This is a genomic window from Vibrio sp. 03_296 (genome assembly GCF_002265885.1).
The window spans coordinates 75,072-93,599 of the sequence record NZ_NPKW01000052.1 but is presented as its reverse complement, the minus strand read 5'-3'; the positions used below and the strand labels follow the sequence as shown (position 1 = coordinate 93,599).

Below are 18,528 nucleotides of genomic sequence, written 5' to 3'. Positions count from 1 at the left end.
CACGCTTCACGTCTTTAAAGTTAAAAAACACTGTTTTATACTTCTGCTCGTTTTTATCAATTTTATTTATAACTCGCTATGGGATTCAAAAAGATGTTGCGAAAACTCTCCTCCAATAGCGCGTGGCTGATTGCTTTTTTTGCTTGCTTCACGGTTTATCTGTCCATCGCCTGTTACCCGTTTGTACTCTCGTCTGATCCCTCTCAAGATCTGACTGGGATACAGAGCGTCTATCTTATTGCCACCCAGTTGGGCTGGCTCGGTTTACTCAGCTTCCCCATCATGCTGCTCAGTCTTCCACTGACGCTGTTGCCAACTCGGCTGTTTAAAGGCATCGTCATCACACTTGCCGCTCTGTTAGTGATTGCGCTGAAGATCGACATCACGGTTTTCCAACACTATAAATTTCATATTAACGGCTTGCTGATCCGCATGTTTTTTGATGGCGGAAATGAAGTCTTCAATATCTCTTGGCTAAGTTGGTTGATTTTCATCTCTGAGATTGCGGTGATGTTCATTGGCCTCGCCATCGCGGTATGGCTCAGCAAGCTTCTCGCTAACAGCAAACTCAAGTTCGCTTTTGTCGCATTGTGGTTTGTTATGTTGCTGAGCAGCCAAATGGTGCATGCGTATAAAAATGCGTTGTACGACAATGAGGTCAGCCAATTTACCAATAACTGGCCGCTTTATTACCCACTCACCGCCCGCTCCTTCATGTACAAAAATGGCTTTGTCGATGAAAGGATTGCGGCGCAAAATCGCGTTGAGTTGAAAAACGTCGAGGGCAGTCAACTGGACTACCCACTTGAGCCCGTCAGCTTGCCGACACAAACAAAACAACCCAACGTGCTGTTTATCTTAGTGGACGCTTGGCGACACAGTGACGCCACGGCTGAAATCATGCCTAACGTCAGCCAGTTTGCACAAAAGACGGCCAACTTTTCGCAGCACATGAGTGGCGGCAATTCTACCCAAGCGGGCATATTTAGCCTGTTCTACAGCCTGCCTGCCACCTATTGGGACAGTTTTTACGCCAGTCAAACCGCCCCAGTGTTTATGGATAGCCTGCAAAGCGCCGGATATCGCATGGGAATCTTCGGTTCAGCGTCGCTAACCAGCCCTCCACTGTCACGCACAGTGTTTAAAAACGTCAAAGATCTGCGCTTGAAAACACCAGGAACAACGCAAGTTGAACGCGACGCGCGCATTACTGAAGACTTTATCGCCTTTGAAGCTCAGCCGAGTGACCAGCCCTATTTCGGTTTTCTGTTCTACGACTCTGCCCATGGCACCGAATTCCCTGAACCAGAAGGCGCGAAATTCACACCGTATTGGGAACGCGTGGATCACATCTTGCTCAACAACGATTTTGATGCCGAGCTGTACCATAATCGCTACAAGAATTCGCTCTACTACATTGATGGCTTAATCGGCAAAGTACTGAGCAAGATTGATTTGGAGAACACCATCGTGGTCATCACCTCGGATCATGGTGAAGAGTTTAACGATAATCGCATGAACTATTGGGGGCATTCAGGCAATTACAGCCAAGCGCAAATTCATGTACCTTTGTACCTCTACGCACCAGGCCAAGCCGCCAAGACTTACGATTATCGCACCACCCACTTTGATGTGGTGCCCACACTGATGGCAATGCTTTTTGATAATAAAATGAATACTGCCGATTTTAGCGTCGGAGACAACTTGTTCGACGCGAGCAAATCTCGAGATTGGTTTATCGCGGGGAGCTACTACAACTATGCACTCGTCGGCCAAGAGATGATGATGGTGGTTAACCCGGCAGGAAACTCAAAACAGCTCAACAACCAATTGAAAATTGTTAAAGACCACAAAGTGCCGGTTAATGTGATTCAGCAATCACTGGAACTGATGTCGCGCTTCTATCACAAGGGCTAACGACCGTTTTTCTCGCCATTAAGCAAAAACGCCTCGCATGATCTGCGAGGCGTTTTTTCTCTACGACACCATTCGATACTAGGCAAATTTGCCAAGCACGCTGCGTTTTGGCAACACCACTAAATTGTAGAAGTATTGCACCGCGACGTATCCCACCACAACCGTGGCCACCAACAGCTCGATGCCAGCCAGCATTCTCACTTGTTCAACATAGTGGCCGCTTAAACCTGCCTGTTGCATCCAGTTGGCCATTTTAAACAGTGCAGTGGCACCAATCACCATTGGGAAAGTAAACGCCGCATAGCCTGGGCTAAAAGGCAAACGAAGCAACTTAACAAACGCGAGGTAAATAATCGCCGTCATCAGTACGGCAATACCAAATAGCAACGCAATAATCACTGGCGAAGGTTGAGCCGTCACGGTTAAGTAACCTGCCAATGAAAGGCTCGCTGGCGCGGCCATAATTGCCATCGTTGGTTTGGCGGCATCTGGCACTTCATGAGTAAACATAAAACGGTAGATCATCAATGGCAACATCACCGCGTAAGCCACCATACCAAACACAAGTGCACCGTGCGCAATAGGGGCTAAAGCAGGGTTACCCGAGAAAGAAACATCCGCAACAATGATACCGACCGGTGGTACAAACCAACTTGGTACCATGTGGTGAAGTTCGAAGTTTTGAGCACGATGGTACAAGAAGCTCACAAGAAACACGATATGCAGTACAACGGCGACCAACCAAAGTACATCTCCCGCAACAGGGAAAAAGTGCCCTAGCGAGTTTGAGACGACCATCGTTCCCATCGCAAATGTTGGTACAACACTCCCCACTACTGGGTGTGCAAGATCTTGCTGCAATAGGTGGCGATGAAATAGAAATTTAATCGCCAAGATAACCAGCAAACCGCTGGCGATTGCCGCACTTATCCACTGTCCATAGCCGTTTAATGTTGCCAAGTTTTCCCAACTCCAGCCTAAGCTCGCAATACCAAGCGCCAAACCTGCCATCGGTGTTGGAGCGCCCATTACTTTTGCTTTTGTTCTTTGAATCATCACGACCTCAACAAGGCTATCTTTGTATGGCGCTATTTTATGCTTGCTTAATGTTTGAAGATATCTAATTATTTAGAACCAACGTTCAAGATTATTTAACGAGAGAGCATGGCAAGTCACATTTCTCTGAAACAACTCAAAGTGTTTACCACCATCACTCAGCACAACACGCTCACCGCGGCTTCGGAAAGTCTCTTTCTTTCCAAAGCGGCAGTGAGCATGGCGCTGTCCGAGTTGGAGAAGCAAATTGGTCATCATCTGTTTGATCGCGTTAATAACCGTTTGATTCTCAATCAAGAAGGGCAAAAGCTCTTGCCATTGGCCGATGAGCTGTTGAGCCGAGCCAGCGCGATTGAGTCGCTGTTTGATCAAGACATGACACTGTCAGGTCAACTTCGTATTGGCGCTAGCGACACCATCGGTAATCAAGTTGCGCCCTATTTGCTCAGCGATTTTCGCCGCCACACCCAGCATCAAGCACAGAGCCTGTTCATTTCTAACTCGGCGCAGATCTGCGATATGCTGGTGGACTACGAGCTCGATATCGCCCTGATTGAAGGCAAAACACTGCATCCCGAGCTCAATGCGACCCAGTTTAGCGAGGACGAAATGTGTGTCATTTGTCCGCCCGATTTTCCCCTTGAACTGAATGGCTCAATCTCACTCACTGAACTGGAGAACAGTCAGTGGATTTTGCGCGAAGCCGGCTCTGGCTCACGTGAATTTTTCCATCGAGTCATCGCGCCACGCATAGAGCATTGGCATGAAGCCTTTCAGCTCAACACTACCGAAGCGTTGATCAATTCGGTTTCCGCAGGACTTGGGCTTGGCTGCTTATCCCGCCTCTCGGCTGACCATGCTGTACGAGATGGTCGCGTGAAAATGCTCCCGATGCCACTCGACATGAAGCGCCGCTTTTGGCTGCTGGTACACAAAGAAAAGTATCAAAGTCCGTTACTTAAAGCTTTTATCGATTTTTGCCACCATTGGCATCCCGAACGATAGCGGAATTCAGCTCTCATTTTGACGCGAGTCAATGGACATTACTGATGAAAAGCTGTATAAACGCACAGTGCAATTTCTGGACTATTTAACTTAGAGGATTAACCATGGCTGTTATCGTCAAGTACGTGGTAGAACGCAACGGAGAAGAGAAAATGACTTTTACCTCTAAAGCGGAAGCTGACGCATACGACAAAATGCTGGATATGGCAGATGAGCTTTTCGACTTACTAGGTAAAAGCGATCTTCTTGAAGATGAAGGCAAACAAGAAGACTTGGCGATGTTCCTCGCTCAGAACAAAGAAGAGCTTCTTTACGCGCTAGGCGCAAAACGCCGCCCAACGCCGAAAAAAGAAAAGAAGCTAGCCGCGGTTGCTGATGACGCAGCCGGCGAAGATGAATCAGCAGAAGACGCCGCTTAATCTTCGCAAACAATGTCGAATAAAACCGTCGCCCTGTGCGGCGGTTTTGATTTTGGCGACAAAATACAAAATATACCCAAACAACTTGAAGTTGCGGGTAGGCGGCAAATGAGTGAATCCCATGAGCATAGATAACCTATATGATTGGTGTGAACGAATGCAGCCAACACCGCTGCAGCTTCAAGTAGGAAGGATATAGCCATACGAAGAAATATATCGTTAAAAAGACAAAGGGTATCCATCTACAGACTTTCTCCCTTTGAGGGGTTTAAAGTCTTTTTTTGTCTCTTTATGATGGCTATAACTTAATTCCAGCGCTTGCCAGTGAATGGCGCGTGACAAAGACTCAACACATGGAGATCAACTATGGCTTTCTTTTCTCTCGCCTTTGGTACAGCAACCAAAAACCGCGACGGCAAAATCATCGAAGCGTTTTTTCCAAACCCTGTTCTTAACCCAAGCGAGGCGCTAGTCAACGCTCTAGCAGCCCTTGCGGGCTACGAGCAAGGCAACCAAGCTATCGAGATCTCTGCGGCGCAAAGTGCAGAACTGGCAGCAGCGTTTGAAGCAAATGGTGATGCAGCAAACGCCTCTTTCGCAGCAAAAGCGGCAGAGTCAGCACAACCACTGGTACTGGTTATTCTTGCTACTGACGAGCAGCCACAAAGCGTTGCTGAAGGTTTCCTAAAACTGCAACTCATCTCTAACCGCCTAGTTCAACCACACGGTACCGTACTGGACGGCATTTTCGGTCTACTGCACAACATCGCATGGACCAACGAAGGTCCAATCGATCTACCTGAACTGGCAGAACGCCAAATCGAAGCGCGTTTAGCTGGCCGTGTCCTCACTGTCGATTGCGTCGACAAGTTCCCTAAAATGGTGGATTACGTGGTACCAACAGGCGTGCGTATCGCCGACACGTCTCGCGTGCGTCTTGGCGCTCACGTAGGTGAAGGCACAACTGTCATGCACGAAGGCTTCATCAACTTCAACGCGGGCACCACAGGCGTAAGCATGGTTGAAGGCCGTATCTCTGCGGGTGTTGTTGTCGGTAACGGTTCTGACATTGGTGGTGGTGCATCGATCATGGGTACCCTATCTGGCGGCGGTAAAGTGGTCGTGTCTATTGGTGAAAATTCACTACTTGGTGCAAACGCAGGTCTTGGTTTCCCATTGGGTGATCGCTGTACGGTAGAATCTGGCCTTTACGTAACCGCTGGCTCTAAAGTACGCATGCTTGATTCAACCGGTCAAGAAGTCGAAATGGTTAAAGCGCGAGATTTAGCAGGCGTATCTGACCTACTGTTCCGTCGCAACTCAGTGACTGGCCAAATTGAATGCTTGGCGAACAAAACTGCGGTAGAGCTCAACAGCGAGCTGCACAAAAACAACTAATCTCGTGCATTCAGAGATAGCGTTAGTTCGAGCCCTTCATCAATGAAGGGCTTTTCTTTTTCGAAAATTCTCCTCAACCGCTTCGCTTTCCTTTTCACTCCAATTGGTACGACCAGAACAGCATCAATCTGCTGAGATCGTATCCAAACAGCAATAGACAACAAAATTCATATCACATTTCCACAACACGCTTCAGACGCTTACGTTAATTAAATGTAATATTCACAGCTACTTACACTCATTCACCACACATATACCTCCTTTAACAATGCTTACGGAAGCTGATTTATTGCAGCCTTCTTATCCGTAAGAGTGAAAAAGTTCAAATGATGACTTAATTAACAAAAAACCTACCTTTCATTAATGAATTTATGCTCGAACGCGCATTTTGAGTGTTTGTTTATTTTCGCAATCGTTTAAATGTGCAAAATAGCTTGTGTGCATGCAGTAGATAATAAAAAGCACAAATAACGTGAACTTAAAGGACGCTTACCATGACTAACAAAAAACACACTCTTTTCGGAGAGTGCTTGGCCGAATTCATCGGTACAGGGCTACTTATATTTTTCGGTGTTGGCTGCGTGGCAGCACTGGTGCTTGCTGGTGCTCAGTTCGGCCAATGGGAAATCAGTATCGTTTGGGGCTTTGGTGTCTCGATCGCGATTTACTGTACGGCTGGGGTATCCGGCGCGCATATCAACCCCGCGGTCACCATTGCCTTAGCGGCATTCCACGGCTTCGATAAAGCGAAAGTGGTCCCTTACATCATCGCGCAGTTACTGGGCGCATTCTGCTCTGCGGCTCTGGTTTATACCCTCTACAGCAACTTGTTTACTGACTACGAGATCGCGCATAACTTTGTTCGCAGCAGCCAAGAAGCCCTTGCTACAGCAGGTATCTTCTCCACCTACCCACACGCTTCACTCTCCTTCTTTGGTGCGTTTGCGGTGGAATTTGTCATTACTGCGGTATTGATGTTTGCCATCCTCGCCTTAGGTGACGAGCACAATGGTGCACCACGTGGCGCTATGAACCCGCTGTTGATTGGTATCTTGATTGCGGTGATCGGTGGTTCATTAGGTCCACTAACGGGCTTCGCTATGAACCCAGCACGTGACTTCGGACCAAAACTGTTCGCTTACTTCGCAGGTTGGGATTATGCCCTAAGCGGTGGTCGAGACATTCCTTACTTCATCGTACCGATTTTGGCGCCGATTGCAGGTGCGTGTTTTGGTGGCTGGCTCTATCCAAAAGCGATTGCGGCATACTTACCGAAAGTAGGCTCAGGTTGCACCATTCCGAACCAATGTGAAACGGAAGAAGAAGCCAAAGAAGCACGCGCATAATTAGCCGCTTGCTCTGAACGACACAAAATTAACTAAAATAGTAATAACGAAACAAAAGGATCCTACCATGACTGAGCAGAAGTACATCGTTGCACTGGACCAAGGCACCACCAGCTCTCGTGCTGTGGTTTTAGATCACGACGCGAACATCGTTTCTGTCTCCCAGCGCGAATTCACTCAGATTTACCCACAAGCAGGCTGGGTAGAACATGATCCAATGGAAATTTACGCGACTCAGAGCTCTACACTCGTTGAAGCACTGGGTAAAAAAGGCATCCGCAGCGACCAAGTGGCTGCCATCGGTATCACCAACCAACGTGAAACCACCATCGTTTGGAACAAAGAAACAGGTAAGCCTGTTTACAACGCCATTGTTTGGCAGTGCCGTCGTACTGCCGACATCTGTGAGGACCTAAAAGCGCGCGGATTGGAATCTTACATCCGCGAAAACACGGGGCTTGTACTTGACCCTTACTTCTCGGGCACCAAAGTAAAATGGATTCTCGATAATGTTGAAGGGGCACGTGAAGACGCCGAAGCGGGCAAACTGCTGTTTGGTACCGTTGATACTTGGCTGGTCTGGAAGATGACCCAAGGCCGCGTGCACGTCACTGACTACACCAATGCCTCCCGCACCATGCTGTTCAACATCAATGACCTATGTTGGGATAGCAAACTGCTCGAAGAAATGGGCATCCCAGCGTCGATGATGCCAGAAGTAAAACGCTCATCGGAAATTTACGGCCAAACCAACATTGGTGGTAAAGGCGGTACGCGTATTCCTATCTCAGGCATTGCGGGTGACCAACAAGCGGCTCTGTACGGCCAAATGTGTGTCGAAGCAGGCCAAGCGAAAAATACCTACGGAACGGGTTGCTTCTTGCTGATGAACACCGGACAAGAGAAAGTGACCTCACGCAACGGTTTGTTGACCACACTAGCGTGTGGACCAAAAGGCGAGCCTGCCTACGCACTGGAAGGGGCGGTCTTTATGGGCGGCGCTTCGATTCAGTGGCTGCGTGATGAGCTGAAACTGATTTCCGATGCGCATGATTCCGAATACTTCGCCACAAAAGTGGACACATCAAACGGCGTGTATGTGGTGCCAGCCTTTACGGGTTTAGGCGCACCGTACTGGGATGCCTATGCTCGTGGTACCATCGTAGGCCTAACTCGTGGCGTCAACTCAAACCACATCATCCGCGCAACGTTAGAAGGCATTGCCTATCAAACTCGTGATGTACTGGACGCCATGCAAGCAGACTCTGGCATTAAGCTCTCTGCCCTACGCGTAGATGGCGGCGCTGTCGCCAACAACTTCCTCATGCAGTTCCAATCTGATGTGCTTGATACCGAGGTGCATCGTCCAAAAGTCACTGAAGTGACCGCACTGGGCGCTGCGTACCTAGCGGGCTTGGCCGTGGGTTACTGGAACAGCATTGATGAGCTTCAAGGCAAAGCAGAGATCGACCGCAGCTTCCTTCCTCATCAAGATGAAGAGAAACGCAGCCGACGCTATAAAGGCTGGAAACGCGCAGTCAAATGTGCGCAAACTTGGTCTGAATTGCGCGATCTCGAAGATTAAAATCACCTCCCCCCAATTTTGGGCGTCTTTTGACGCCCTTTTTTGTTGTTTCACACGAATTCTTGACCTCGACAACTTCTATGAACTCATCATTTAGCGCACAATAGCCTGAGTGATTATTTTCGAATGCCAGCATTTCTGCCAAAAGGATCATTGAGGCAGAGGCATCAGGGAGACAAAGTGAAACAGATTCCAAGACACCAACAAATTATCGAGATGGTGAAAAAACAAGGCTACGTGAGTACCGACGAGCTAGTCGAGAAGTTCAATGTCAGCCCACAAACCATTCGCCGCGATCTGAATGAGCTTGCCGATGCAAACAAAATTCGCCGCTACCATGGTGGAGCAACTATCCCACTCAGTTCAGAGAACACCTCTTACTCCACGCGCAAAAAAGAACATTTCACCGAAAAAGATTTGATTGCCGAAGAGTTGGTGCAGCACATTCCCGATGGCGCAACACTGTTTATTGATATCGGCACTACACCAGAAGCGGTGGCCAAAGCTCTGAATAAAAACCACAAGCAGCTGCGCGTTGTCACCAACAACATCAACGTTGCCAGTATTTTGCTGAGCAATCCTGAGATTAAAGTGATTCTTGCCGGCGGCGAAGTTCGTAACCGTGATGGCGGTATCGTCGGTGAAGCAACACTCGATTTCATCAAGCAGTTCCGTTTGGACTTCGGCATTCTTGGCATCAGTGGCATCGATTACGATGGCTCACTACTCGATTTCGACTACCATGAAGTGCGTGTGAAACAAGCCATCATCGAAAACAGTCGCAGCGTGTATCTGGCCGTTGACCACAGTAAATTTGGCCGCAATGCGATGGTCAAGCTGGGGAATATTTCGCAAATCAATATGCTGATCACCAATGAACAGCCACCAGAAGAGATCACGGCGATTTTGAAAGAGCAGCAGATCCCTTGCGTTGTCGCCGGCGAATAAACTTAAAAGGCATTTCCAAGCCCCGTCACTAAGTGTCGGGGCTTTTTTGTGTTCAAATCACACAAACGAGCACAAACGAAAATAATAGCTGATCTCATTCGAAACTTAAGTTATGCTCATTTAAGTTTCAAAAATGCTCGTTCGAACAAAAATAACATTAGGTCAGCTCAAATGAAGAACAACTCCTCCACACCTACATCAACACTCGACATCTTGGTTGTCGGGGGCGGTATCAATGGCGCAGGCATCGCAGCAGATGCGGCAGGACGTGGCCTTAGCGTCGCACTTTTTGAAGCCAAAGATTTTGCCTCGGCGACCTCTTCAGCCAGCTCGAAACTGATCCATGGTGGTTTGCGCTATTTGGAACATTATGAGTTTCGTTTGGTCTCGGAAGCTCTGGCAGAGCGCGAAGTGCTGATCAAAAAAGCGCCGCACATTGCCTTTCCAATGCGTTTTCGCTTGCCGCACCGCTCCTATCTTCGCCCCGCGTGGATGATTCGTTGCGGGCTGTTTTTGTATGATCACTTAGGTAAGCGCACCACACTGCCTAGCAGCCATAAGGTGAACCTTGCTGAAACCGGGCTGCTGAAAGACGAAATGAAAATTGGCTTTGAGTATTCCGATTGTTGGGTCGACGATGCTCGCCTCACGTTATTGAATGCCATCAGTGCCAAACGCAATGGCGCAGAAGTGCGTAATTACTGCAAAGTGAGCAAAGCTGAGCGTGTTGACGGCCTTTGGAAAGTCACCATTGAAGATCAGCAAAATGGTGAGCAGTTTGTGCGTTACGCCAAAGCCTTGGTCAACGCCGCGGGCCCTTGGGTGAAACAATTTTACGATGACAGTTTAGATGGCCCATCACCACGCAACATTCGTTTGATCAAAGGCTCTCACATTGTCGTGCCACGCGTACATCCCGATCCGCAAGCTTACATCCTGCAAAACAACGATGGGCGGATTGTGTTTGTGATTCCTTATTTGGATAAATTTTCAATTGTCGGCACAACGGATGTCGAATACACCGGTGACCCTCGCCACGTGGCGATATCAGAACAGGAAGTTGACTACTTAATTGATATTGTTAATCAGCATTTTGTCCATCAACTGAGCAAACAAGATGTGGTGTGGACTTACAGCGGCGTCCGCCCACTGTGTGATGATGAATCCGATTCACCACAAGCAATCACACGTGATTACACCATCGAGCTGGAACAGGAGCTCGATCAAGCTCCGCTGCTCTCTATTTTCGGTGGCAAACTGACGACATATCGCAAGTTGGCGGAGTCTGCCATGCGTAAACTCGCCCCTTACTTTGACAATATGGGCACACCGTGGACGGCACAGCAAACACTTCCCGGCGGTGATTTTAGCTGTACACGAGAGCAACTCGCCCACGCGTTACGCCAACAATATCCTTGGTTAAGTGCAACCTTAGCCTTCCGTTATGTCTGCCAATATGGCAGCGATGCGCGCCTGCTGTTGCAGGGCGCTAATGAAGAAAGTGCGATGGGCGATATGCTCGCACCGAATGTCTATACACGCGAACTGGACTACCTCATTGAGCATGAGTTTGCTCAGTGCAGTGAGGACATTTTGTGGCGTCGAACTAAACTCGGGCTTTACCTCACCCCAGAACAAGTACTTGATGTCGATAACTACGTAGGAAAAAAGCACTTTAGGAAACCAACACTAAAGCAAGTCTGTTGAACTGCTTGTACCATTGTTCAATCTTCATAAAGTCAGTAGCCAAACGTCATCAAGTCGAGTAACTTGATGACGATACTCACGGACAAAGGTAACTGACTATTATGGGATTTTTAATTGACCACTGGGATTTTTCTACCTCTCCAGCGACTCGATATGAAAACAACTTTAAGCACATACAAGCCAGTCATTGGTATCACTGTGAGCGACATCATCCAGATATTCGAGCTTGGTTGATCGAGAATCAAGTTCCTCTCAGCACGGTAAATCACCTTCTCGCTGACGAAACCCGCCCCTCTTTCCATCATTATGATGATGATAGTTTTATGCTGATTCTTCGCGGAATCAATATGAACGACAACGCAATACCAGAAGATATGCTCAGTATCCGCATCCTTTATTATAAAGGCGCGTTGATTTCGACACGTAAGACCTCCTCCAAAGCGATTTCAGAAATCAGAGCCTCTCTCGCCGAGAAAAAAGGCCCGAACAGCATCGCCGATCTACTCCTAACCATCATCGATGGTTTGACAGGAAAAATGCAGCAATATCTTCAAGATATTGAGGAACAAATAGAACAGTTTGAGCTCGACACCGAACAAATTGGCGACATCATTGAAGTACAAAAAGCACTGTTGAGAATCAAACGCTTTATTCGTCCGCAACAGTACGCCATTGCTGATTTTTCGAGCTCTGAAGTCGCCCTTTTGACTAACAAAACCTTAATGGTCAATTATGCACTAAGTAATATTACTCGCATTAACGAAACCATAGAGTTCTTTCTTGGCGAGCTCGCACTGCTCAAAGAACAAATTCAACAACTACGAGAAGATAAAATCAGCCGAAACAGCTACTTGTTTACATTGATTGCCAGTATTTTCCTGCCTACCAGTTTTTTAACTGGCTTGCTTGGTATCAATATCGGTGGCATTCCGGGGGTAGAATCCCCGGTCGCCTTCTTGTGGTTCTGTATTGGATTGGTGGTCATTTTTGCCGCCGAAGTATTGCTGCTCAAGCGGCTCAAATTCTGGTAATTAGCCTTTAAGCTTACGGTCTTGGTGAATGACGACACAGGCCGTGTGCTTTTGCTTGCCAAAACCGATAATTTGCGACAGTGCTTTTTTACTGACCGTGACATGTGCAGACGCTATCGCCTCTTCTTCCGATTCCGCGTGGGGATCATGAATAAAGAAAAAATGCTCGCTCATTCCACTCAAAAGAACCCAATGCGGCTCTTTACTGCCATTAAATCGATAGGTACTGATGAGAAGTAGCACGCTTGCCCCTTCTCCTACCCACGCTTCCAATTGAGTTTGTGACGGAGGCGCTTCAATCATTGTCACCTGATACTCCTCCAATTGTTGGCAGAAATCTTGGTGAACAATCTCGATCACTTGCTTCTTGTTTTCGTCACGTACACTATCAATGAACGGGGTCGACTTCGCATGGCTCCAAAGCTCAACTTTATAACCTCGGCGCGCAGCCGCTAACGCCAAACCATGTCCACTGCACCCACCGTGCCCTGCGGCCATAAAAATGGTGGTCGCTTCGCGCCAAAGCTGCAGCTCTAGCTTGCGTGATGGCTGAAAGTTACGGTCATAGTGAGCAAACGCCATCAACAAACAAGCCGCACCACAAGTAAAAGGCGTGGTCTGTACGTAGAGTGGCATAGGCAGCAAAGTTTTGGGCCCATAATGCGCCAAACGCTTCTGCATTCGGATCCCATCACTCAAGTCATCATAATAGTGAATAAGGATTTTAAGCTTTTGATAACCCAGCTTTTTGTACAAATTTATTGCGGCACTATTGTCTTCACGAACTTCTAGGCGTAATGTAGTGAAACCCTGTTCGATGGCTGACTGCTCACAGAGTTCAATCAGCGACTGAGCAATCTTCTGCCCTCGAAATTCAGGTCTAACGGCAATCGAATACAATCTTGAGAGTTGTGTTCCTTGATGAAAAAGTAACAGTGCATAACCCGCGAGCTGTTGGCCATTATCTGCCACCAACAAAACGGCATGTTCAGATTGGATAAAACGCTTCATTTGTCTTGGTGCAATTCTATCACCAACGAAAAGTTCCCTTTCCAATCGGTTTAACGCGTCAAGATCGGCAATTTTCGCAACACGAAAATCCATGTAACACCTTCAGGAATAAGTGAGAAAGCACCCTCATCATAGCGCGTTTATTAAGGAAAGAAATAGATGGCAAATCTTTTAATTGTGACTGACCAAGCTAGCGATTGGCAGCAGTATTTCCCATCTGAACAAGTGGTTGATGTTGCCCAGTATCTCGACAGTGACTGGCAACACAATCAACGTAGCGTGCAGGTTGTTAACCTGTGTCGCGATTATGGTTACATGAGCAGCGGTTACTATTGCTCACTGATGGCTGGTGCACGTGGTCATCGAGTCATTCCGACGGTGACCGCCATTAATGACATCACTCAGCCTCTACTGATTTCATCTGGTTTTCTCAAACTGGGTAAATTGGCGAAAGATCAAGAGAGCATCAGTTGTAAGATCTACTTTGGTCGTACTGAGCACAAAGGTTTAGAGAAACTTGCCCGTCGTCTGTTTGAGCAGTTTATGGTGCCCGTCATTGAGTTAAAAATGACCAAAAACCAGCATAATTGGCAAGTTGACTCTGTTGCGCCGTTTCCTTTCCAAGAACTTAACGATACGGAAGAGAACTTCTTTATCGAGTCACTGGAACTGTTCTCCAACAAGGTTTGGCGTAAACCTAAACAAGAGAAAAAATATCGTTACGACATCGCGATGCTGATTGATGAAGAGGAAAAAATGCCCCCTTCATGCCCACAAGCGTTGAAACGCTTTAAACGTGCAGCATCGCGCTTAGGGATGAACTTAGAGACCATCTCTAAAGATGAAATTTCTCGTTTAGGTGAGTTTGATGGCTTGTTTATTCGTAGCACCACCAACATCAGTAACTTCACCTACCGTTTTGCTAAAACAGCGGAAAAACTGGGCCTAATCGTGATGGACGACTCCGAGTCGATCATGAAATGCACCAACAAAGTCTTTCTCACTGAATTGCTGAAAAACAACAAAGTGCCCGCGCCAGCGAGCGTTATTTTGAAAAACTTTGACCCAGAATGGAAAAGTGATCTGCTCAATGAGCTGGATTTCCCAATGGTGTTGAAGATTCCAGACGGCGCATTCTCACGTGGCGTGGTGAAGGTACGTAACGAAGAAGAGTTGGAAAAAGAAGCGGCAGCGCTGTTTGAAAAAAGTGAGCTAATTTTGGCACAAGCCTTTATGCCAACAGACTTTGACTGGCGTATTGGTATTTTGAACCGCCAAGCGATTTTCAGCTGTAAGTACATGATGAGTCGCGGCCATTGGCAAATCTACCAACACCACAATAGTGGCCGAGTGTCGTCCGGTGGTTTTGAAACCTTGGATTTGAAACAAGTGCCGAAAAACGTGGTTGATGTTGCGCTCAAAGCCGCCAACTTGATTGGTAACGGTCTGTATGGTGTTGACCTCAAAGAAGTGGATGGCCAAGTGTATGTCATCGAAGTCAATGACAACCCAAGTATTGATCATCACGTTGAAGATGCTTTCCTTGGCGATTTACTCTACGACCGTGTGATGACCGAGTTCTTACGCCGCATTCAAATGCGCGGGTTTTAACATCCCGCTTGAATGCACTTTTAAGCAATAAGCTTTGAATAGCAAAAAGCCACTCCTCGTGAGTGGCTTTGTTGTTTATCTCATGCAGAGCTTAGCCCGGGTGGCCATCAGCTCGCGGCGTCACGAGCATATAACCAAACTTCCAGACAAACAGTGTAAACGCGAATACCCACAGCGCGGCACTGATGTCGATCCAGATAAACAGTTGTGCGGGCGCAAAAATAACGCCAAAACTGCGCACCAAAGCCGCGAGGAAGAGTGCGCCAAACGCCAGACTCATATTCGGCCCTTGGTAAATCATTCGTCCCGTGTGCCCCATGGTGACTCGCGCAATCATCGCCAGAATAAGCCCAGCCAAAGCCCCAATCGCAAATAAGTGGATCAAGTTGTGTGACGCGAACGGATTATCCAGCAAACCGCGCAACAGCAGGCTCAGCGGTAAACACAGATAAGCGGCGTGCAACGACCAAACTAACGGCTCACTTAGGGTCAACCAAGGTTTCCAACAGATAAAGCGCACCAGTTGCGCCACACCCGCGATCACCATCAGTGGCTGGCCAAGTTGTGCCATGGTCACTGGGAAAAAGCTGAGCAAAAACAGCATCACCAAAGGTAAGTTTGCTACCCAATCAAGCCAAACAATCGGATTGGCTTTTTCAAAGTTGAAACGACGCGCGGTAAAGAATGGGATCACGCGTGCCCCCATCACCGACAGCAGCAAGGTGAACCACCAGAGCATCGCTTGCCAAACTGCTGAAGAAGTAAATGGCGGCATGCCTTTTATTGTCGCGTAGCTGGCAAAATTAGCACCAATCGCCAACAAAAACAGTGGGACGAAAAAGAGATTACGCCAACCTTTGGCCTGCACCACTCGACTACCGATTTCAAAGGCCACCAAAGCAAGAAACAGCGCTTCAATGCTGGAGGTTAACCACAGTGGTGCTGGCGTCCAAAGCAAAATTCTCGGCAGCAACCACAGTGCCACCAGCAGTGCCAAACGATAATGTTTGGTGCCGTTGATGCCCGTCCAGTTTTGTACCGCGGTTAACAGGAACCCAGCCACGATCGCCATCGCAAAACCAAACAGCATTTCATGCACATGCCACCACAGTCCTGGCACCTGGAGTTGCGCTGGCTGACCGGTTTGAAAAATCCATACCCACACCGCAATGGCAATAATGGCGTATACCGAGCCTAATAAAAAGAAAGGTCGAAAACCCAATCTCAGCCAAGCGGGAATTTTTTCTTCCACTTTTTTGTCAGTAATATTTAGCACGTTTCGCCCCCTCCACATGCTGATTAAATTCACAACAAATGCAGTGTAGCACTAAAGGTGCATTAAAAATACAACTTTAAAAATTTTACCTCTTAGGTATAACGGTCATTAGGAATATGGCTCAAGGAATAAAGATGTACATTTTTGGTTATGGCAGCTTAATCAATGCTGCGTCGCGTCAACTGACAGGTCAAACGGGTGAGGCTATCCCGGTGATTGCTCACGGCTTGGTGCGCTATTGGGGCAAAGTCGACGACAGCTACATTCTCTCACCGTTGGTTGTAAACCGTGGCGAGAGCCAAGTGAATGGTGTGCTACTGGAAATTGATGATCGTGCACTCGCTGAGTTCGATCGCCGAGAGAGAGGCTACCATCGCATTGAAATTACGCCAGATCAGATAGAAACCGACCACGCATTCAATCGTGCCCATCCAATTTGGGTGTATGTAAAAGACGATCCGCAACCACCCTGCCCTCTGAGCCCAATCATGCAAACGTATGTCGATACGGTACTCGCGGGATGCTTAGAGATCTCCGAAGCGTTTGCCCAACATTTTGTGCAATACACCGTAGGCTGGCACTTTCCTAAAGAAGACGATCGCCACGCGCCAAAATATGGCAATTTGGCTGGAGTGGAGCCACATCACTATCCATTGATTGACGCGCTCATAATACAAAAGGGAGCATGACGCTCCCTTATCAACTACACAATTCTCACTCCCGTCGGCATCGCTCTTTCTGGCGTTAAGAGAACACTTTCGCTTTCATCGTCTGTTTCCGCGCACAGCAACATGCACTCTGAGGTTTCTCCACGCATTTTCGCTTTGGCAAGGTTGCACAATACCACCACTTGTTTGCCCATCAGCTCTTCTTCGCTGTAATACGGCACAAGGCTAGTGACGGTTTGCAGCGTTTTCTCGCCAACATCAATTTGTACGATATAGAGTTTGTCTGCATTCGCATGACGGGCGACTTCAATAATTTTCCCAGTACGAATTTCCAGCTTAGCGAAATCAGCGTAAGCGATCGTTTCCATGTAAGATAACCTCGGTAAAGTTTTACTAAAAAGATAACGTTTACACTATCATTGGAGCCTGATATTACAAGTGGTAAAGATCGCATTTTTAAAATGAAAACTCGCAGTTATTTGCCTAATTTACAGTTCAGAGGTTTAATGAGAGCAGCATAGAAATGAGGTAACACATGGCCACAATTAAAGATGTTGCTCGCGAAGCAGGCGTTTCCATCGCCACCGTCTCACGAGTGATTAATAAATCGCCCAAAGCCAGTAAAGCGTCGATTGAATCCGTCACCCTAGCAATGGCCAAATTGGGCTACCGCCCTAATGCCGCCGCCAAAGCGTTGGTGAGTCAAAGCACCAATACCATGGGCGTATTAGTCGGTGATGTATCGGATCCCTTCTTCGGCACGCTGATTAAAGCCGTTGATGAAGTGGCCCATGAGAATGGCAAGCACCTACTGATTGGTAATGGCTATCACAATGCCGAGGAAGAGCGCAGAGCCATTGAACTGCTGATCAATAGCCGTTGCGATGCGCTGGTGATTCATTCTAAAGGCTTGAGTGACGAAGAGTTGCTGTCATACGCGCAAGAAGTCCCGAGCTTAGTGATCATCAATCGCCATATTCCACAAATCGCGCAACGCTGCATTTCCCTCGATAACTACAAAGGAGCCTATTTGGCGACAGAGTATTTGATTCGCCATGGCCATCAACACATCGCCTGCATTTCATCGAGCCACAAAATTGAAGACGCCGACGCGCGCATCGCTGGGTATCTCGCCGCATTAAGAGACAATCACATTGAGCTCTCTAGTGCGTATATCGAACAAGGCGAGCCTAATAGTGATGGGGGGGAAACGGCAATGACTAACTTGCTAACAAAATCTCTGCCGATCACTGGCGTGGTGGCTTACAACGACTACATGGCGGCAGGTGCGCTATCGGTATTGGATGAGAATGGCTTAAAAGTGCCAGAGCAAGTCTCGATGATAGGATTCGATGATGGTTTGATTGCTCGCTATGTCAGCCCTCGCCTCACCACCGTGCGCTATCCAATACAGATGATGGCAGAGAAAGCGGCAAGACTGGCGATCGATTTGGCTCGCCAGCAAGAGGCAGACCACAGCACCATGATCTTCTCACCCACTTTGGTAAGAAGAGATTCTGTGGCCAAGCTCTCTTAGCGCCTTTTCCTCA

At 47.8% G+C, this 18,528-nt stretch carries 16 protein-coding genes; 12 read left to right on the top strand and 4 right to left on the bottom strand.

Features of this window, described 5'->3' with window-relative positions:
• Nucleotides 1-93: 93 nt before the first annotated feature.
• On the top strand, nucleotides 94-1,917 hold the full coding sequence (locus tag CIK04_RS05340) for a DUF3413 domain-containing protein (protein ID WP_176463287.1): 1,824 nt from the start codon (nucleotides 94-96) through the stop codon (nucleotides 1,915-1,917).
• A gap of 78 nt (nucleotides 1,918-1,995) precedes the next feature.
• Here CIK04_RS05340 and CIK04_RS05335 read toward each other — a convergent pair whose 3' ends face one another.
• Nucleotides 1,996-2,973: a TDT family transporter gene (locus CIK04_RS05335; protein ID WP_045611146.1), complete on the bottom strand. Its 978-nt coding sequence runs from the start codon at nucleotides 2,971-2,973 to the stop codon at nucleotides 1,996-1,998.
• Nucleotides 2,974-3,081: 108 nt separating this feature from the next.
• Here CIK04_RS05335 and CIK04_RS05330 point away from each other — a divergent pair, with 108 nt between their 5' ends.
• From CIK04_RS05330 to CIK04_RS05295, 8 genes are all read left to right on the top strand, one after another.
• Entirely contained in the window at nucleotides 3,082-3,978 is an 897-nt protein-coding gene (locus tag CIK04_RS05330; RefSeq protein ID WP_017790000.1) for a LysR family transcriptional regulator, read from the top strand.
• 104 nt (nucleotides 3,979-4,082) lie between these two features.
• Complete coding sequence (locus CIK04_RS05325) at nucleotides 4,083-4,397, top strand: YebG family protein (protein WP_017420245.1); 315 nt, start codon at nucleotides 4,083-4,085, stop codon at nucleotides 4,395-4,397.
• A 366-nt stretch (nucleotides 4,398-4,763) separates the two neighbouring features.
• Nucleotides 4,764-5,795, top strand: coding sequence for a 2,3,4,5-tetrahydropyridine-2,6-dicarboxylate N-succinyltransferase (gene dapD, locus CIK04_RS05320; protein ID WP_045594066.1), 1,032 nt, complete (start codon nucleotides 4,764-4,766; stop codon nucleotides 5,793-5,795).
• Nucleotides 5,796-6,289: 494 nt separating this feature from the next.
• Nucleotides 6,290-7,141: an MIP/aquaporin family protein gene (locus CIK04_RS05315; RefSeq protein ID WP_011079697.1), complete on the top strand. Its 852-nt coding sequence runs from the start codon at nucleotides 6,290-6,292 to the stop codon at nucleotides 7,139-7,141.
• A gap of 67 nt (nucleotides 7,142-7,208) precedes the next feature.
• Complete coding sequence (glpK, locus tag CIK04_RS05310; RefSeq protein ID WP_011079696.1) at nucleotides 7,209-8,726, top strand: glycerol kinase GlpK; 1,518 nt, start codon at nucleotides 7,209-7,211, stop codon at nucleotides 8,724-8,726.
• Nucleotides 8,727-8,906: 180 nt separating this feature from the next.
• Nucleotides 8,907-9,674 (top strand): DeoR/GlpR family transcriptional regulator, encoded by a 768-nt coding sequence (locus tag CIK04_RS05305; RefSeq protein ID WP_011079695.1) that lies wholly within the window; start codon nucleotides 8,907-8,909, stop codon nucleotides 9,672-9,674.
• Between the two features lie 171 nt (nucleotides 9,675-9,845).
• Nucleotides 9,846-11,381, top strand: a complete 1,536-nt coding sequence (gene glpD, locus CIK04_RS05300) for a glycerol-3-phosphate dehydrogenase (protein WP_128824598.1) — start codon at nucleotides 9,846-9,848, stop codon at nucleotides 11,379-11,381.
• A 101-nt stretch (nucleotides 11,382-11,482) separates the two neighbouring features.
• Nucleotides 11,483-12,412 (top strand): zinc transporter ZntB, encoded by a 930-nt coding sequence (locus tag CIK04_RS05295; RefSeq protein WP_097352125.1) that lies wholly within the window; start codon nucleotides 11,483-11,485, stop codon nucleotides 12,410-12,412.
• On the opposite strand, the gene CIK04_RS05290 is transcribed toward CIK04_RS05295, so the two are convergent.
• A complete protein-coding gene (locus tag CIK04_RS05290; RefSeq protein ID WP_045594060.1) occupies nucleotides 12,413-13,516 on the bottom strand; it encodes a GNAT family N-acetyltransferase/peptidase C39 family protein in 1,104 nt (367 codons plus the stop codon).
• A gap of 66 nt (nucleotides 13,517-13,582) precedes the next feature.
• Between CIK04_RS05290 and CIK04_RS05285 the strand changes: the two genes are divergently transcribed.
• Nucleotides 13,583-15,034 (top strand): RimK family protein, encoded by a 1,452-nt coding sequence (locus CIK04_RS05285; protein ID WP_017789994.1) that lies wholly within the window; start codon nucleotides 13,583-13,585, stop codon nucleotides 15,032-15,034.
• Nucleotides 15,035-15,125: 91 nt separating this feature from the next.
• Here CIK04_RS05285 and CIK04_RS05280 read toward each other — a convergent pair whose 3' ends face one another.
• The gene (locus tag CIK04_RS05280) at nucleotides 15,126-16,310 is read right to left on the bottom strand and encodes an NnrS family protein (RefSeq protein ID WP_097352124.1); all 1,185 of its coding nucleotides are present in this window, start codon (nucleotides 16,308-16,310) and stop codon (nucleotides 15,126-15,128) included.
• 134 nt (nucleotides 16,311-16,444) lie between these two features.
• On the opposite strand from CIK04_RS05280, the gene CIK04_RS05275 reads away from it, so the two are divergent.
• Entirely contained in the window at nucleotides 16,445-16,999 is a 555-nt protein-coding gene (locus tag CIK04_RS05275) for a gamma-glutamylcyclotransferase family protein (protein WP_026060787.1), read from the top strand.
• A gap of 14 nt (nucleotides 17,000-17,013) precedes the next feature.
• Here the strand turns inward: CIK04_RS05275 and CIK04_RS05270 are convergent, their stop codons facing one another.
• The gene (locus CIK04_RS05270; RefSeq protein WP_011151020.1) at nucleotides 17,014-17,346 is read right to left on the bottom strand and encodes a tRNA-binding protein; all 333 of its coding nucleotides are present in this window, start codon (nucleotides 17,344-17,346) and stop codon (nucleotides 17,014-17,016) included.
• A gap of 167 nt (nucleotides 17,347-17,513) precedes the next feature.
• Between CIK04_RS05270 and CIK04_RS05265 the strand changes: the two genes are divergently transcribed.
• Nucleotides 17,514-18,515 carry a substrate-binding domain-containing protein gene (locus CIK04_RS05265; protein WP_017789992.1) on the top strand — a complete coding sequence of 334 codons (1,002 nt, stop codon included), beginning with the start codon at nucleotides 17,514-17,516 and terminating at the stop codon, nucleotides 18,513-18,515.
• The last annotated feature ends 13 nt before the right edge of the window (nucleotides 18,516-18,528 follow it).

Excerpts from the sequence above, each read along its gene's own strand:
- CIK04_RS05340 (WP_176463287.1), top strand. The coding sequence starts at position 94 with ATGTTGCGAAAACTCTCCTCCAATAGCGCGTGGCTGATTGCTTTTTTT.
- CIK04_RS05335 (WP_045611146.1), bottom strand. The coding sequence starts at position 2,973 with ATGATTCAAAGAACAAAAGCAAAAGTAATGGGCGCTCCAACACCGATG.
- CIK04_RS05330 (WP_017790000.1), top strand. The coding sequence starts at position 3,082 with ATGGCAAGTCACATTTCTCTGAAACAACTCAAAGTGTTTACCACCATC.
- CIK04_RS05325 (WP_017420245.1), top strand. The coding sequence starts at position 4,083 with ATGGCTGTTATCGTCAAGTACGTGGTAGAACGCAACGGAGAAGAGAAA.
- dapD (WP_045594066.1), top strand. The coding sequence starts at position 4,764 with ATGGCTTTCTTTTCTCTCGCCTTTGGTACAGCAACCAAAAACCGCGAC.
- CIK04_RS05315 (WP_011079697.1), top strand. The coding sequence starts at position 6,290 with ATGACTAACAAAAAACACACTCTTTTCGGAGAGTGCTTGGCCGAATTC.
- glpK (WP_011079696.1), top strand. The coding sequence starts at position 7,209 with ATGACTGAGCAGAAGTACATCGTTGCACTGGACCAAGGCACCACCAGC.
- glpD (WP_128824598.1), top strand. The coding sequence starts at position 9,846 with ATGAAGAACAACTCCTCCACACCTACATCAACACTCGACATCTTGGTT.
- CIK04_RS05295 (WP_097352125.1), top strand. The coding sequence starts at position 11,483 with ATGGGATTTTTAATTGACCACTGGGATTTTTCTACCTCTCCAGCGACT.
- CIK04_RS05290 (WP_045594060.1), bottom strand. The coding sequence starts at position 13,516 with ATGGATTTTCGTGTTGCGAAAATTGCCGATCTTGACGCGTTAAACCGA.
- CIK04_RS05285 (WP_017789994.1), top strand. The coding sequence starts at position 13,583 with ATGGCAAATCTTTTAATTGTGACTGACCAAGCTAGCGATTGGCAGCAG.
- CIK04_RS05275 (WP_026060787.1), top strand. The coding sequence starts at position 16,445 with ATGTACATTTTTGGTTATGGCAGCTTAATCAATGCTGCGTCGCGTCAA.
- CIK04_RS05270 (WP_011151020.1), bottom strand. The coding sequence starts at position 17,346 with ATGGAAACGATCGCTTACGCTGATTTCGCTAAGCTGGAAATTCGTACT.
- CIK04_RS05265 (WP_017789992.1), top strand. The coding sequence starts at position 17,514 with ATGGCCACAATTAAAGATGTTGCTCGCGAAGCAGGCGTTTCCATCGCC.